The organism is Faecalispora anaeroviscerum (assembly GCF_947568225.1).
Classification (GTDB): Bacteria; Bacillota; Clostridia; order Oscillospirales; family Acutalibacteraceae; genus Faecalispora; species Faecalispora anaeroviscerum.
The window spans coordinates 2,168,431-2,184,014 of sequence record NZ_CANOOQ010000001.1; the positions used below are offsets into that span (position 1 = coordinate 2,168,431).

Sequence of the window (15,584 nt, forward strand, 5' to 3'; positions counted from 1 at the left end):
ACGATTTCTAATCACTTTGCTCTAAAATACGGTTACCATCATACAAGATAATTTCACAATATGCAATTGTTCTTTTCCCAATCCTAAGCAAAATCATCCTTACGCGTCTAGAAAACGACAAAAATACTAAAAATCTAAATTCCATTTTGTTAAAAAAATCAATCGGACGACCCTTGTGTTTTGCCCTGGATAGTGAGATAATAAGTATGAATTTATTCCATGATTCAGAATGAATTCCTTATTGTGAAATGTTTGGCAGGCGTCTTTCCATTGAAAACCCGCTGTGTATTCCTTATTCTGCGGCGGAATGACCCGACCAAAAAATTTAGGAGGTTAGCACCATTATGGCAACAGAAATCGTATTGGCAGGTGCCGTCAGAACGGCAGTTGGTAAATTCGGAGGAAGCCTTGTCGGCGTACCGGCGCCCCGCCTTGGCGCATTTGTAATTGAGCAGGCTTTGAAAAGAGCCGGCATTCAAGGTTCAGACGTAGACGAGGTTCTCATGGGCTGCGTTATTCAGGCCGGTCTGGGCCAGAACGTGGTTCGCCAGGCTGCTATTTTTGCCGGTCTGCCGCAGGAGGTTCCCGCGCTGACCCTGAACCAGGTTTGCGGATCTGGTTTGCAGAGCGTAAACGTTGCTGCTTCCCGCATTCGTGCCGGTGAAGCGGATGTCATCATCGCCGGTGGTATGGAAAACATGTCCGCTGCTCCCTATGCGTTGCAGCAGGCTCGTTTCGGCTACCGAATGAACAACAACAAGATCGTTGATACCATGGTAAACGATGCTCTGTGGGATGCGTTCAACGACTACCACATGGGTGTAACCGCCGAAAACGTGGCAAAGAAATATGGCATTACCCGCGAAATGCAGGATGAATTTGCTGCATGGAGCCAGAATAAATGTGAAGCCGCACAGAAGGCCGGCAAGTTCGACGCTGAAATTGCTCCCCTGGAGATCCCCGGCAAAAAGGGCGCTGTAACGGTATTCTCTACCGATGAGCAGGCTCGTGCCGGTGTAACGGTTGCGGGCATCAGCGGCCTGAAGCCCGCATTCCTGAAAGACGGTACTGTTACCGCTGCGAATGCTTCCGGCATTAACGACGGCGCTGCCGCTGTGATCGTTATGAGCGCCGAAAAGGCAAAAGAACTGGGCGTAAAGCCCATCGCCAGATGGGTTGGCGGTTCCTGGGCTGGTGTAGACCCGGCCATCATGGGCATTGGGCCGGCTTTCTCCACTAAGAAGCTGCTCACAAAGCTCGACATGGGCATCGACGAGATGGAAGTCATCGAAGCCAACGAAGCATTTGCCTCACAGGCTCTGGCCGTAGGCATGGAGCTGAAGTGGAACAAAGAGAAGGTCAACCCGAACGGCGGCGCGATCGCGATCGGTCATCCCGTTGGCGCTTCCGGCTGCCGTATCCTCTGCACCCTGCTGTATGAGTTGCAGCGTCGCGGCGGCGGTAAGGGCCTTGCCACTCTGTGCGTAGGCGGCGGTATGGGCGTTTCCACCATTGTAGAAGGTTTATAATCGCGAGTAGAGGTTTTTGCAACCACTGTTCGGTCAAGCGTCCCGCGCGGAGCAATCCGCCCGGGCGCTCCCGTTTCATTTGGTTCGAATGGTTCTCCGCCGTCCGGGTGAATTTTGCCCGGCTCCGAAGCACCCGGTGTCCCGCCCGAGGGGGCGTGCCGGTGTAACGGCTACCCACGGGAGGAGAAATGATAGAAACAGGAGGTCATCCATATGAAAGTTGGCGTAATCGGCGCCGGAACCATGGGCTCCGGTATTGCTCAGGCTTTTGCTGTTACAGAGGGCTACGAGGTTGTCCTGTGCGACATTCAGGAAAGCTTTGCTGAAAACGGTAAGAAGAAGATTCAGCAGAATCTGGAAAAGCTGGTTTCCAAAGGGAAAATGGAAGCGGCCAAGAAAGATGCGATTCTCGCGAAAATTACAACCGGCCTGAAGGAAAAGGTTTCGGACTGTGATCTGGTCGTGGAAGCGGCAATTGAAAACATGCAGGCCAAGCGCGAGCTGTTCCTGGCTTTGCAGGGCATTTGCAAAAAAGAGACTATTTTCTCCACCAATACATCCTCTTTGTCTGTAACAGAGCTTTCCTCTAAACTGGACCGCCCTGTGATCGGCATGCATTTCTTCAACCCGGCGCCTGTGATGAAGCTGGTTGAAATCGTGGTCGGCCTGAACACTCCTCAAGAGCTGGTTGACCGCATTGCCGAGATTGCCAAAGAAATCGGCAAGACTCCGGTCATCGCAAAGGATGCCGCGGGCTTTATCGTAAACCGCGTACTGATCCCGATGATCAACGAAGCGATCGGTATTTATGCAGACGGAACCGCCTCTGCCGAGGATATCGACACTGCAATGCAGTTGGGCGCAAACCATCCGATGGGCCCGCTGTCTCTGGGCGATTTGATCGGTCTGGACATCTGCCTTGCGATCATGGAGGTTTTGGAGTCCGAGACAGGCGACCCCAAATACCGCCCGCATCCCTTGCTGCGTAAAATGGTACGCGGCGGCCTGCTGGGCAGAAAAACCGGCAAAGGTTTCTATACTTATTAATTTGATTTCACCATGCTAACTGAAGAAAACCCAGGCATTTCCATTCTCCGTTGGAAATGTCTGGGTTTTCTGACCGCATAGCGAACTTTCTCTCTTTTTCTATATTATAATGAAAAGGAGAGAGGCGGTGCACCATTACCGAGCGCTCTCGTTGGCTCGGGGAAGGGGTCCACCTTACGGCAGCTTCGATTAGAAATTCAACCATCGTTCCGATTTGTCGATTTGCAGAGCAAATGCGGCGAAGCCGCTCTTAAAAACTACGAGCTGACGAGAGCGCTCTGAAAATGCCCGCCGACAGACGGGACGGCAAGACTTATTTCCAGATCAAGCTCGGAGAGTGGGCATTTTCAATGGAGCGCCTTACGGTTAGCTTTTGTTTGCACGATCGGGAATTGTTCCCCAGAAACGGATTCCAAAGGTGCCCTTTGGAAGGCCTTTGCTTACTTTCGTCCTTTCACGAAAGTAAGTGCCCGCCCCGGCATGAGGGGCAAGCCTGCTCCAGCAGAATTCTACGGGAAGCCCCGCAATAAATCGCAAAGAACGCAGAAGCGCCGCCCCATTGGGGCGGCGCTTCTGCACTTTTATTGATCCATAAACACCAGCAAACCATTGATAAATTTTTTGATGTTGATCTTTCCACCGGCAGAACGCTTCCCGCGAATAAAATCCATTTCCGTCTTGATTCCCTCAAAGGAGAACAACGTGCTGGAGTACCGCGTAAAGGTGTCATTCATAAAGTCCTCAATGCCCAGGTTGGCCAAATTCGACATGCCCTTCGCAATCGCGCGTCGAATCCGCTGCTCCATGCTCTTGGGGTTATCGCTCAGTATTTCGCACAGCTTGCCAATGTTCTCTTCGGCCATGCTGGTCTTTTCATGATCGTACAAATACTGGCAAACGGTGACGATGTCTTTGGAGCCTTTCTCGCCGGACATGCCAAGCTGATTCAGAATATATTGCAGTCTGCGCACAGGAGTATCCTTGTCGTCCTTTTCCACGGGGGACGCGGCTCCCACATCCACCTGAAACATTTTGCGAATGTTCGACAGTGTCTGTTCCATCTGAATCTGCCGGGTAATGTTTTCAATGACTCTCTTGATCTCGATTACATTGATCGGCTTACTGATAAAAAAGTCTACTCCCGCGTTGTAGGCCTTCATAATCAGCTCCTTATTCGAAACCTGAGAGATCATGATGCACTTGACTGTACTACCCATTTCACGCAGGGCAGAGACGAGCTGAATTCCATCCACATTCGGCATTAAAAAATCTACCAGCACCACATCCGGATTCAGTGCCATAATCTCTTCCGGGTTGGGAGTCCTGCCCTCCGAATCGCCGCACACACTGCCCAAGTTATGGCTTTCAATAATATCTTCCAGGTTATTGATCACCGACAAATCGTCTTCTACAATATAAAAATTCATATTATTCTTTCCTCCAGCATTTCCGCGGGGATCATTACACGGAATTCCGTCCCAACCCCAAGCTCTGATTTAACCTCAATCAATCCGTGGAATTTTTCCTCTACCGTCATCTGTACCCCCGACAGACCTACCCCTCGGTAGATATTCCCCGTTTCTTCATCAAATTTCGTAGAAAACCCCATTTGAAAGATTCGGTCCATATCCTTCTTCGGGATTCCGGGTCCATTATCGGTCACTGTGAAGCAGAACTGATTGTCCTGCTTTTGCACCGAAACCAGAATCCAGCCTTTGTGCCCTTTTTTCTCGATTGCCTCGATGCCGTTGTTCACTAGGTTCATCAGAACCAGCATCAGCGCGTAGTGGTCGCCGGTAACGAACTCGTCCATTACTTTAAAATCCAACTGAATGTCGAGCCTGCGGGCCTCCAGCAGGCGGTAGGTGGATTCCTTTAATATTTGCAGCAGATCGCGAATCCCCATCTCTTCTTCACTGTACTGCTCATCGATCTCTTTTTGTATACCCTGCATGATTCGAATGTAGTCTTTTTTAATCTCGTGCACGTCGCGGGCAATTGAAAGCGCCGTTTTCTTCAACTCCGGGTTAAGATCCAGTCCCGACAGCTTCTCATACAGACGATAAGCATTACTCATCGCTGACTCAATTTCGTCGGTATTCTTTTCCATAAAGTACACTTCGTTTTTCAGACGAGTCGTCATGAGATAAAGGCGCTGGTAGCGGTTTTCATGCTCCATTTTCTTCATCAGGGCGCGATAATTCTGCTCGCCAAGCAGAATAGAACCCGCAATAATCGTACGCGCTACCGCGATTCCAAACAAATAAAAATAGACCTGCGTATCGAGACTATTATACCGCATTCCCGTTCGCAGCCCGACCTCGAAAATATTCGCGCAGAAATCGCTGAGCACCATCCCAACGATCATCTGCTGAAACGGAATGGTATGTTTGTTTTTTATAAAAAGCGAAAATAGCAACCCATAGGCCACATAAAACAAACCGCCAATCAGCGCAACCGTCACGTTATCCTGCAGCTGAGCAATTCCCGAGCTGATCAGAAATAAACGCACCACAAAGACCATTGCGCCTGTCACACAGCCAACTGCCGCCGAGTTTTGATCCTTGGCAATTGTCATGAGTAAAACAGGAAACAAGATGACAGCTGCTGAAATACGAAAGTTATCTGTAAAGAAATTGAAATACAACTGAGAGGAAAAAGTCACAATAACCGCAATCAGCAACGTTCGCTTCCAGTTCTTTAAATCATTCATTTCCTCTCCCCTTACCGCAATCATATTCTCCCTTTCTTTGCTTATATTCTACCCGGCACTGCCTGATACGCCTGCCTGCGCAGATTCGTGTAAGCGCAGAGAAAACCGCCTCTCTTAAAAGGATAATACTTCTTAAAATCCCTTTTTTATTTTTCATTTTAATTATACCATAGCTTTTTGTAAAATCAACTATGTGGAAAGAGAAGCTGAAAAAGAGTGACTTTTTATGTATTTTCTCGTATTTCATCAAGCTATTTCTAACAAAAATTAAAATTTTATTGATTAAATATACCAAATTATCGCTTTCGTTTTTATGTATTTTTTTGCAGTATTTTAACCAAAAAGAACATTAATAATTCACCCGTTTCTGCACCATTAAATTTTGTTTTTTCCACTCGACAGTGGGGCGCAAAGGCCTTTCAAACACCGGGAAAAGTGTGCGCAAAAAAATCTCCCGTATTCAAAACGAATACAGGAGAGACCAATATCCACTTAATTGACCTTGTTGCCCGGGAAAGTAATGGGTTTACCGTTCATCACCTCTACGATACCCTGCGCAGCGGTGGAGCAGCAGCGCACAACAGCCTGACGGGTTGTAGCGGCAGTGTGAGGAGTCATGATCACGTTGTCCATCTCCAGCATGGGGTTGGTAGAATCGATTGTTTCTTGATCGAATACGTCCAGACCCGCGCCCAGAATGATACCTTCCTGCAAAGCCTTAATCAGGTCAGCTTCTACGACAACGTCGCCGCGGCTGCAGTTGATAAACAGAGCCTTGGGCTTCATCTTCTGAAAAGCTGCATAATTGATGCTGCCGCGGGTAGAGGGGAGGGAGGGCAGGTTAAGGCTGATAACGTCGGCCTGGGCCAGCACATCGTCTCTGTTTTCCAGCAGCTTGACGGGAGCCTTCATGTGCTCCTGCTTGGCATAGGGGTCGTAGCCGATCACTCTCATCCCAAAGCCCAGAGCCGCCTTGTTGGCGATGATCTGGCCCATGCGACCGCAACCCAGAATCCCCAGGGTCATGTTCTCGAGCTCAAAAGTATCCTGCAGAGTGTAGCGAACATTAAAGTTACCGCTGCGGAATTCTTGGTCAACATGTCTGTAACGCCGGGCGGTCATCAACATTAGCAGCAGCACGTGCTCTGCAACAGAATTGGTGTTTCCCAAAGGTGCGTAAACCACCTGGATGCCCTTCTTTGTGGCATATTCCATGTCAATGTTGTTCAGGCCCACACCATGCTTCGCAATGACCTTCAAGTTCGGGGAAGCATCCATCATAGCGGGGGTAACCATTTCGGTACGGCACATCATGGCGTCTACCTGGTGCTCTCGAATCTCTTTGATGAAAGCATCTTCAGAATGTCCGCTGGTCACGATGACCTCAGCGCCGTCATCCCACAGAATTTGTTTGCCGGAAACATCCAGTTCCTTTAAAAACAGCACCTTATACTTCATAACTCACGTTCTCCTTTTGCCCATATCCTTGCAATAAATCAATAGGCGGGCGCATAAACGCCCGCCTATCTCAATCAACCAATTTAAAATGTTTTGGTTTGTTTAGAAAATGCCCTGTGCCAGCATTGCGTCGGCAACCTTCTTGAAGCCCGCGATGTTCGCGCCGGCTACCAGGTTGTAACCCAGGCCAAATTCTTCAGCAGCAGCAACAGAAGAATCGTGGATGTTCTTCATGATCTGATGCAGCTTCTCGTCAACCTCTTCCGCAGTCCAAGACAGTCTCTCGCTGTTCTGGGACATCTCCAGACCGGAAACTGCAACGCCGCCGGCGTTAACAGCCTTGGAAGGAGCAACGATCATATTCTTCTGGCTCATCAGGTATACCAGAGCGTCGTTGGTGGTGGGCATGTTGGCAACTTCGATGTAGTATTTAATGCCATTCGCAACGATCTTCTTAGCCTCGTCCATATTGATGTCATTCTGAGTAGCGCAGGGGAGGATAACATCAACTTTACGGCCCCACGGCTTCTCGCCGGGGAAGAACTGTACGCCAAACTTGTCGGCATAATCCTGAACCTTATCACGGCCGCTGGAACGCATACCGAGCATGAAGTCAATCTTCTCGTCGGTTACGATGCCATCGGGATCGTATACATAGCCGTCAGGACCAGAAATGGTAACAGCCTTGCCGCCCAGTTCCGCAATCTTCTTTACAGCGCCCCAAGCAACGTTGCCGAAGCCAGAGACTGCGAAGGTCTTGCCCTTAATGGTGTCTTTTTCATGTTTCAAAACTTCGTTTACATAGTAGATAGCGCCAAAGCCAGTAGCCTCAGGGCGAATCAAGCTGCCGCCGAAGGAACGGCCCTTACCGGTGATAACACCGTTCTCGAAAGCGCCACGGATGCGGCGATACTGACCATACAGGAAAGCAACTTCTCTTCCGCCTACGCCCAGGTCACCAGCGGGAACGTCGATGTCGGGACCAATGTGACGATACAGCTCAGTCATAAAGGACTGGCAGAAACGCATAATCTCTCCGTCACTCTTACCACGGGGATCGAAATCGGAACCGCCCTTAGCGCCGCCCATAGGCAAAGTGGTCAGGCTGTTCTTAAAGGTCTGCTCAAAGCCCAAGAACTTGATGACAGACAGATTTACGGAAGGAGCGAAACGCAGGCCACCCTTGTAGGGGCCAATTGCTCCGTTGTACTGTACACGGTAGCCGCGGTTTACGTTTACCTTGCCGGCATCGTCAACCCAGGTTACACGGAACTCGATGGTGCGCTCGGGCTCAACCATTCTCTCGAGCAGGCCAGCCTTCTCATACTCGGGATGGGCAGCCACCACGGGAGCCAAAGAAGTAAGAACCTCTTCAACTGTCTGCAGAAACTCGGGTTCGTTGGCGTTTTTCTTCTGTGTTGCTTCCAACACTCTTTCAACATACGCGTTCATAACAAAGACCTCCATAAAAAATTTTTCTCCAAAAATAGGGAAAATTTCGTAAATATACAAAAAGGATTCGCAAGCTCCTGGCTCAGTGCAAGCACTTTCCCAAAAAGCAATTTGCCAATACCTATTTTGTCCAAAAAACGTCGCTATTTTCAGAAAATGCGAAACGGTGTTCTTCCTGAAACCACACAGATCATTCAGAACAACCGATAATCGTTTTTTCCACGCTCTGCCGCCCGGTTATTTTACCCGGGCGGCAGAACCACACACACACTTTTTTTAGAAAATGAAATTCATTGATAACGAAAACTCAGGGCAATCAGATCACGGAGTCCACCAGTTGAGGAAACCGGTAATCGCAGCCGCGTTGACGAAGTCGATAAACAAGCCGCCAACCATAGGAATTACGAAATAAGCTTCTCTTGCGGGACCATACTGCTTTGTAATCGCCTGCATGTTTGCCATCGCGTTAGAGGTAGCGCCCATTGCGAAGCCGATAAAGCCGGCGGTCTGAACCGCAGCGTTGTAGTTCTTGCCCATTACGTTAAACACTACATAGTAGGAGAACAGATACATCAGAATAATCTGAGCTACCAGAGCAACAATCAAAGGCAGTGCCAAATCTACCAGCTTCCACAGCTTGAGGCTCATCATGGCCATTGCCAGGAACAGGTTCAGGGAAAGTCCGCCGATTGTGTCGATCTCATCGCCCGGGTACTTTTTGTTTCTGGAGTCATTGACATTGCGCATCACAGCAGCAACGAGCATGGCGCCGATGTATCCAGGGAGTGTAATACCGGTAGCCGCTTTCAAACCAACAGAAACGAGCTGGCCAATACCGATCGCAACCGCGAGGAGCATTGCTGCCTGAGTAAAGTCAGCACTGGTGCTCTTAAAGGTCTCGCCATCTTCGCCGTCTTCAAGAGCGGCTTCAGAGGATCTGAGGTTGAACTGCTTAATTCTTCTGTAAGCGGTGGGGCCGCCCATAACGGAACCCATTACCAAGCCGAAAACAGCTGCGGTAACGCCTACGATAGTGCCTGTGCCGCCCATGTTGTAGCCGCCATCAGCAATGGAAGCGTCCATGGTTGCACCAAATGCAGCCGCCGTACCGGGGCCGCCGATCAGCGCGGTGGAACCAGCCGCAACGCCGAGTCTGGGGTCCTGGCCGAACGCAGCCAGAATACCGCCGCCCAGGAAGTTCTGCAGGAAGATCATCACAGTTGCCAGCAGCAACATGACGAGGATCGACTTGCCGCCGCTCTTGAGAATCGGAATACTAACTGTGAAACCAACGGTGCAGAAGAATACCAACATAAAGAAGGACTGCAACGTGTCATTAAACGAAATGGTCATTACACCGCTTGCGGTGAGAACTGTATTCACAATGGCGAAATACAAACCACCTACTAGAGGCGCTGGGATACATTTCTCTTTCAGAAAACGAACTTTTTCAACCGTCCAGTTACCAAGCCAGAACAACAGTGCCGCAAGACCTGCCGCCAAGTACATGTTTAGACCGATTGTGGTCATACCGGCATCGCTCGTGCCGATATCAAGGACTCCTTTTAAAACGCCCATAAACTAATCTCCTCCTACAACAATAGAAATTTGGTTGTCTGTAAGTATGACACCACAATGTCAAAATGCTACAGAAAAATACAATAACGTCAAAAAATTAATAAAAAACATTTGACGCCGAAGCGATTATCATCCAACATGCCCAAATAATAGGCTTTTTTCCCGTTATTCTGCCAAAAAACCTTGCTGGAGTCGCTCCACTGTTACCAACCTTGTGGTTTTTTACGAGTTCCACCTTCTCTGTGTCGGAATCCTCTTCCCGCTTCCGCTGAAACATTCGGCAAAGCCATTCTCAGCGGTGGAATACGAAACAAGGGCCGCACACGTTCTTACTCGCCGTGAAAGCTCATCTTATGTACATAAAGCTTTCTGATTTTTGCTCGCTCTTTCAATAGAACGGAATACAAATTCTATTTACAGAGCGATGTGAGCTGTGGAAGTGGGCTCCTTCATTCCAATGCGCTTTGCAACCTGAACGTAAACTTCCGGGTCACCCGAAGTGCAAATGGTAAAGCTGCCTTCTCCCTCTTGCGCCAGAGAGTCCTTTTCCGTCAAGTAATCGCGAACAACATTGGCCTGCTCAAGGGCCGGATTTATGAAGGAAAGCTCAGGGTAGCATTCTTTGAAATTCTTTTCAATAATGGGATAATGCGTGCATCCCAAAATGACGTGCTGAACCTGAGGGTCTCTGGACAAAATGTTGTCGATCTGGGTGCGGATTTCAGTGTTAATGTCGTGCTGATTGAAGTCACCTCTGTCAACCAGCCCCGCCAGCAGCGGGCTGCCCTTGCCGGTCACCTGAACCTCCGGATCAAGCCGATGAATCAGCTTATCGTAGTTACCGGATGCAACGGTGAATTCCGTGGCAATCAGGCCAACTCTTTTGATTCCCGAATGCACCACATATGCAGCTGAAGGATCTACAATGCCGATGATCTTAAAATCAAAACCCGGTGTAAGTACGTCGACAAGAGTGGAAATGGTGTTGCAGGCAATCGCGACAACCTTTACTTCACGGTCGCCCAGGAAACGGAGCATTTTACGGCTCAGCTCTGTGATCTCCTCCGCAGTTCTGTTCCCATAAGGACAGTTGGCGCTATCGCCAAAATACAGGATGTCCTCATGAGGCAGGATACGCTGAATTTCTTTCGCAACAGTAAGCCCGCCAATGCCGGAATCCATTACCCCAATGGAGCCCTTTAAGTTTGACATAACAGCCTCCTTTGTGCCGCCGGGCAGTTGCCTGTCCGGACCGTCAAATAAATTCACGCCCTTATTATAGTGCATTTGTTTTGCAAAGGCAATAGGCTGAAAACGGCGATCAGCGGTGGATTCCGCCTTTGTTTGTCCTCTGTTCACGGACACGTGTAAATTCTACTTTTACAATAACGTAGTCTCCTTTTTTTCCCTTGTTTCGAGCCTTTTTTTCTTTTGTTTTACTATCCCTTGTATCACTCGAAGCCAGTCTCTCATTTTGCGGGCCATACCGCCCTCCTCACGGCATGAGCCGTTTCTCCAACCGCAATCTCTCTCTTTGGCAGTGCATAGAGTACAATCATGCCGAAAACGCAAGAACACCGTTCCTATCCCTTTTTTGCCGCCTCGGCCTGCGGCGCAGTTGGCCAACTTGTTCCAATAAAAGTTTGTTTCTTCCCAGAGTCTGTTTATGTGTATGTACCCTACCATATATTGATTCCTGTGGTTTTGTAGTATTTTGATGTAATATGAAGTATCTAAAAATTTTGCACGTTTCTATCTGTAGCACCCTAAAAACATTCTATACAAAGGTAACAAATTTGGGCCTTGCAATTTCCATCTTCTGTCCTCGTAATGAATACAAATAATTCTTGAAAAAAATTAAAAAAATATGAATTTTTTTTGAACTGAGTGTAAATACGGTCTTTTTCCTCGTTAGAAATTGCACTTTTTCCGCAATAATAACAGGGAGCAGTCGGTTTTCTTTCCTCACCAACAGGAAAAAAACAAAGGGGCGGCCACCCCGGCCGCCCCTTTGTGTGAAAATCTAATTGTTATGCTGCCTTTTTTACTGTTTCTTTCTCACCTTGATCAATCAGATCCTTATAAAATTCCAAAAAGCTGTTGTTGCCTTCCGCGACCATAGCTTCCGGGTGGAACTGAACGCCTACAATATAAGTATTGTCTTCCTTCACGATGCCTTCAACAATCCCATCAGGGGCTTTCGCGACGATTTTCAGGTTTTTGCCCAAATCCTTAACGGACTGATGGTGCCACGAATTGACGGTGTATTCCCCCTTGCCGCCAAACGCGTCCGCAATCAGGTTGTTCGCATCCACGTTGACCTGGTGCTTGACAAATACTTCGCCCTTCGGGTCGCGGTGAATGACTTGAACGTCGGATTTATGCATACTGGGGAAATCCTGATACAGCGTCCCTCCGCAAACTACGTTGAGGAACTGCATGCCGCGGCAGGTACACAAAGTTGGCATATCCGCCGCAATTGCAGCTTTCAAAAGCAAGGAATCGGAGGTGTCACGCGCAGCGTTTACCGTTTCGAGCTTCGGGTCGGGCTTTTCATTATAATAGAGTTGGGGATCGATGTCCTCGCCACCGGTCATGACCAGTGCAGAAACCTCGCTGAGGGCTTCTTTGGCTTCGGCTTCCGTTTTAATCTGCGGCAGGAAGACAGGCTCGCCGCCGGCCTTTGTCACCGCGTCAGCATACATCTGTATGTACTCGTCGACTTTGTCGGCTGCCCACGAAACGCCGACCTTGACTTTGGTGTCGTCTGCCTTCACCGCAGACGACGCAGGCGATGCGGAGCTCTCCGGAGCTTTTGATTGAGTTGAGGAACCATTGCAGGCTGCCATTGAAATGCTAAGGGACACTGCCAGAAGAAGTGCGCTAATTTTCTTGACCTTTTCCATGTTTTCCTCTCCTTTTGAATGGTAATAAATTAGACCTCTTACAGAGCACATCCTGAAAAAGCACCGAATGATATACTGCAAGAAGTCTTATTTACTAAAAGTAATCCACAGTATTCAAAATAATGCAACAAAAATACAAAAAACTACAATGACCGACAAAAAAATTTTAAGGCTTTGGCTTTCTCCAGCGAGCCTTGCCGCTAATTTGCTCCACCGGAATTTTCACGATCTCCATGCGGTCTACGCCGCCCTCAATCTTCTTTTTCAGAAACATGCCGCCATCCGGCAGGCCGTATTTGTCACACAGTATTCGAAGCACCTGAATCTTTTCGTCGCGGTCTGTGACAAACTCCGCCCGGCCGGTCGCAATCGCGCTCTCAAAATCGGTGGTGTACTGCTCGGGATACAGCAGAGTCTGACCAACACACGTCACACAGACGCGGGAATCCTTTTTCAGGTTGTCCAGCTTCTGGCCTTCCTTTGCCATGTGAATATAAATAACGCGGTCCTTCACCACACAAGAAATCGGCACTCCGTAGGGCGCCCCGTCGTCCGCGTTTACGGTGCAGAGCGTTGCATATTCGGCGTTCTCCAGAATCTGATAAGCCTCGTCTTCTGTAATCTGTCTTTCTTTTTTTCTCATAGGACGCATAATGAATCCTGTCCTTTCTGTCTTTAATTGATATTAAAATAAAAGTTCTTCTTGCGTGCATGATACCTTATTTCCCTGAAAAATACAAGAAGCACGCAAGCCCATTGCAGCGTTTCAGCAGAAACGCCGCAGCGCTTTTCTTTACACAAAATCTGTGATGTGGTACAATAGCAGCAAATACCGACCGCACAAAGGAGAGCGCTTTCGTCATGATATTATCGGGAAAAGAGATTCTAAAGCATCTGGGCAAAGAAATCATCATCGACCCGTATGATGAAACGAAGATGAACCCGAACAGCTATAATTTATCCTTGCACAATGAGCTTTTAGTTTACGACGCCCCCGTGCTGGATATGAAAACCCCCAACCCCGCAACTCTGATTACCATTCCGCCGGAGGGCCTTACTCTGGCCCCGGGCCGTTTGTATTTGGGCCGCACCCGGGAATTCACAAAAACCGAAGGGTTTGTGCCTATGCTGGAGGGGCGCTCCTCCATCGGCCGGCTTGGGATGTGCATCCACGCCACGGCAGGGTTCGGCGATGTGGGCTTTGCCGGCTTCTGGACACTGGAGATTTTCGTTGTACAGCCACTGATCATCTACCCGGACGTAGAGGTCTGCCAGATTTATTACCATACACTCAATGGGGAATACGACGCGTATTGCAGCGGCAAATACCAGAACAACAAAGGGATTCAGCCCAGCCTGCTGTATAAAGACTTTGAGAAGAACCAGAAATAACGCTCCGTTTGCACTTAACTTAAAAAAAGAAGGCTCCGTTTTGGAGCCTTCTTTTTCATTTCAAAATCAAAGTGTTTGCTTTTCAAATTCCCTCAAACCTTTTTCATTATATAATAATGCTCTATATACTCAAGAATCAAATTTTCGGTATCCGCTCAAAAAGAAGCAGGCCCTTGTCTTTTTCCACAAGGGCTGGATAAAGTGTGGAAAACGGTCTTTCTACCCAGAACAAAATAATAACCGGATTTAAAAAATCCGGCACGTTTGCACTAAAGGTGATCATTTTTCTCGCTTTTGCAATTCATCTTGCAATTTTTGGAAAAAACTGGTATGATTTATCTCGTAAGGTACAATTAAGTGCAAAGCGGGAACGGAGTGCAGCAACACTCCGTCCCCTGCTACGGAGAAACACCCTCCATAACAACAGCTTTCGCTGCGAATTGCAAGCACAATTATAACCCATTTTCTCCCTTTTGTACAGAGGGGAGGGAGAAAGCCCCGAATGGGAATTGTGAGTTGCACTTGAAATAGTAGCGCTGTGTTATGGAAGCACCCCTTATGAGGGATTCCGTGACCAGCGCTTTTTTGCTGCCTTACAGACAAAGGCAAAGCGGAGCCGGGTTTCTGGATATTTATAGGATAGACCAGGAATTCAGGAAGCAGATTCCCAACATGATATTGCAGTCCCTTTAAAACCGCGGGCCGCCCCCGGCACCGTGGCCCCGGCTCCGCCGCGCTATTGTCTGTAAGAAAGCCTTTCCCGCACGCATCGCCCGTGTGCGGCTGCCGGCCATTTAGGCCGTAAGCGCTGTCCCTCGTTTTGAGGGGCGGCGCTGTTTTTTTTGCAAGCTCAGTCTGCCTGCTTTCGCAGAACTTGCCCTCGTGCCGGGGCGAGGCTTTGCTTTTCTCCTAAGAGAATTTATTTTTTCTCCGGGGGGACCCGTGGGGATTCTGCTGGCGCAGGCTTGCCCCTCATGCCGGGGCGGGCACTTCCTTTCGCGGCGAGGCGAAAGGAAGCAAAGGCTCGCCAAAGGACACCTTTGGAATCCGTTTGGGGAACAATCCCTTATTGCGTAAACGAAACCCCTCGGGAAGGCGCTCCATTGAAAATGCCCACTCTCCGAGCTTCATCTGAACATAAGTCTTGCTGTCCCGTCTGTCGGCGGGCATTTTCAAAGCGCTCTCGTTGGCTCGCAGTTTGTAGGTGCGGCTTCGCCTCTGAACACGATTAGCAAACTACTTTTTCTCACAAAACAAGACATGCAATGTAAAAGAATTTGTTTTTTTCTCCGGGGTTTCCCCGTGGAATTCTGCTGGCGCAGGCTTGCCCCTCATGCCGGGGCGGGCACTTCCTTTCGCGGCGAGGCGAAAGGAAGCAAAGGCTCGCCAAAGGACACCTTTGGAATCCGTTTGGGGAACAATCCCTTATTGCGTAAACGAAAACCTTCGGGAAGGCGCTCCATTGAAAATGCCCACTCTCCGAGCTTCATCGGGAAACAAGCGAAGCAA

11 protein-coding genes are annotated in these 15,584 nt (G+C 48.9%); 3 read left to right on the top strand and 8 right to left on the bottom strand.

The window, feature by feature from the left end; translation table 11 throughout:
• Positions 1 to 344: 344 nt before the first annotated feature.
• Together QOS46_RS10755 and QOS46_RS10760 are read left to right on the top strand one after the other, a co-directional pair.
• A complete protein-coding gene (locus tag QOS46_RS10755; RefSeq protein ID WP_283609627.1) occupies positions 345 to 1,529 on the top strand; it encodes an acetyl-CoA C-acetyltransferase in 1,185 nt (394 codons plus the stop codon).
• A 213-nt stretch (positions 1,530 to 1,742) separates the two neighbouring features.
• Positions 1,743 to 2,576 carry a 3-hydroxyacyl-CoA dehydrogenase NAD-binding domain-containing protein gene (locus tag QOS46_RS10760; RefSeq protein WP_283609629.1) on the top strand — a complete coding sequence of 278 codons (834 nt, stop codon included), beginning with the start codon at positions 1,743 to 1,745 and terminating at the stop codon, positions 2,574 to 2,576.
• A gap of 581 nt (positions 2,577 to 3,157) precedes the next feature.
• Here QOS46_RS10760 and QOS46_RS10765 read toward each other — a convergent pair.
• The 8 genes from QOS46_RS10765 to QOS46_RS10800 all read right to left on the bottom strand — a co-directional run bounded on the left by QOS46_RS10765 (position 3,158) and on the right by QOS46_RS10800 (position 13,326).
• Positions 3,158 to 4,003: a response regulator gene (locus QOS46_RS10765; protein ID WP_283609630.1), complete on the bottom strand. Its 846-nt coding sequence runs from the start codon at positions 4,001 to 4,003 to the stop codon at positions 3,158 to 3,160.
• A complete protein-coding gene (locus QOS46_RS10770; RefSeq protein WP_283609631.1) occupies positions 4,000 to 5,289 on the bottom strand; it encodes a sensor histidine kinase in 1,290 nt (429 codons plus the stop codon). The genes QOS46_RS10765 and QOS46_RS10770 overlap by 4 nt, the downstream gene beginning before the upstream one ends.
• A gap of 492 nt (positions 5,290 to 5,781) precedes the next feature.
• Positions 5,782 to 6,747, bottom strand: a complete 966-nt coding sequence (locus QOS46_RS10775; protein WP_283609633.1) for a hydroxyacid dehydrogenase — start codon at positions 6,745 to 6,747, stop codon at positions 5,782 to 5,784.
• A 102-nt stretch (positions 6,748 to 6,849) separates the two neighbouring features.
• Positions 6,850 to 8,199, bottom strand: coding sequence for an NADP-specific glutamate dehydrogenase (gdhA, locus tag QOS46_RS10780; RefSeq protein ID WP_283609634.1), 1,350 nt, complete (start codon positions 8,197 to 8,199; stop codon positions 6,850 to 6,852).
• Positions 8,200 to 8,520: 321 nt separating this feature from the next.
• Positions 8,521 to 9,777, bottom strand: coding sequence for a sodium/glutamate symporter (locus tag QOS46_RS10785; RefSeq protein ID WP_283609635.1), 1,257 nt, complete (start codon positions 9,775 to 9,777; stop codon positions 8,521 to 8,523).
• Between the two features lie 414 nt (positions 9,778 to 10,191).
• A complete protein-coding gene (gene murI / locus QOS46_RS10790; RefSeq protein WP_283609636.1) occupies positions 10,192 to 10,989 on the bottom strand; it encodes a glutamate racemase in 798 nt (265 codons plus the stop codon).
• Positions 10,990 to 11,807: 818 nt separating this feature from the next.
• Positions 11,808 to 12,683, bottom strand: coding sequence for a gamma-glutamyl-gamma-aminobutyrate hydrolase family protein (locus QOS46_RS10795; protein ID WP_283609638.1), 876 nt, complete (start codon positions 12,681 to 12,683; stop codon positions 11,808 to 11,810).
• A gap of 166 nt (positions 12,684 to 12,849) precedes the next feature.
• Positions 12,850 to 13,326, bottom strand: a complete 477-nt coding sequence (locus QOS46_RS10800; RefSeq protein ID WP_283609640.1) for a pyridoxamine 5'-phosphate oxidase family protein — start codon at positions 13,324 to 13,326, stop codon at positions 12,850 to 12,852.
• Positions 13,327 to 13,544: 218 nt separating this feature from the next.
• Between QOS46_RS10800 and dcd the strand changes: the two genes are divergently transcribed.
• Positions 13,545 to 14,075, top strand: a complete 531-nt coding sequence (gene dcd / locus QOS46_RS10805; RefSeq protein ID WP_283609641.1) for a dCTP deaminase — start codon at positions 13,545 to 13,547, stop codon at positions 14,073 to 14,075.
• Positions 14,076 to 15,584: the final 1,509 nt, after the last annotated feature.

Bases quoted from the DNA above. Each gene is read 5' to 3' on its own strand.
- QOS46_RS10755 (WP_283609627.1), top strand. From the start codon at position 345: ATGGCAACAGAAATCGTATTGGCAGGTGCCGTCAGAACGGCAGTTGGT.
- QOS46_RS10760 (WP_283609629.1), top strand. From the start codon at position 1,743: ATGAAAGTTGGCGTAATCGGCGCCGGAACCATGGGCTCCGGTATTGCT.
- QOS46_RS10765 (WP_283609630.1), bottom strand. From the start codon at position 4,003: ATGAATTTTTATATTGTAGAAGACGATTTGTCGGTGATCAATAACCTG.
- QOS46_RS10770 (WP_283609631.1), bottom strand. From the start codon at position 5,289: ATGAATGATTTAAAGAACTGGAAGCGAACGTTGCTGATTGCGGTTATT.
- QOS46_RS10775 (WP_283609633.1), bottom strand. From the start codon at position 6,747: ATGAAGTATAAGGTGCTGTTTTTAAAGGAACTGGATGTTTCCGGCAAA.
- gdhA (WP_283609634.1), bottom strand. From the start codon at position 8,199: ATGAACGCGTATGTTGAAAGAGTGTTGGAAGCAACACAGAAGAAAAAC.
- QOS46_RS10785 (WP_283609635.1), bottom strand. From the start codon at position 9,777: ATGGGCGTTTTAAAAGGAGTCCTTGATATCGGCACGAGCGATGCCGGT.
- murI (WP_283609636.1), bottom strand. From the start codon at position 10,989: ATGTCAAACTTAAAGGGCTCCATTGGGGTAATGGATTCCGGCATTGGC.
- QOS46_RS10795 (WP_283609638.1), bottom strand. From the start codon at position 12,683: ATGGAAAAGGTCAAGAAAATTAGCGCACTTCTTCTGGCAGTGTCCCTT.
- QOS46_RS10800 (WP_283609640.1), bottom strand. From the start codon at position 13,326: ATGAGAAAAAAAGAAAGACAGATTACAGAAGACGAGGCTTATCAGATT.
- dcd (WP_283609641.1), top strand. From the start codon at position 13,545: ATGATATTATCGGGAAAAGAGATTCTAAAGCATCTGGGCAAAGAAATC.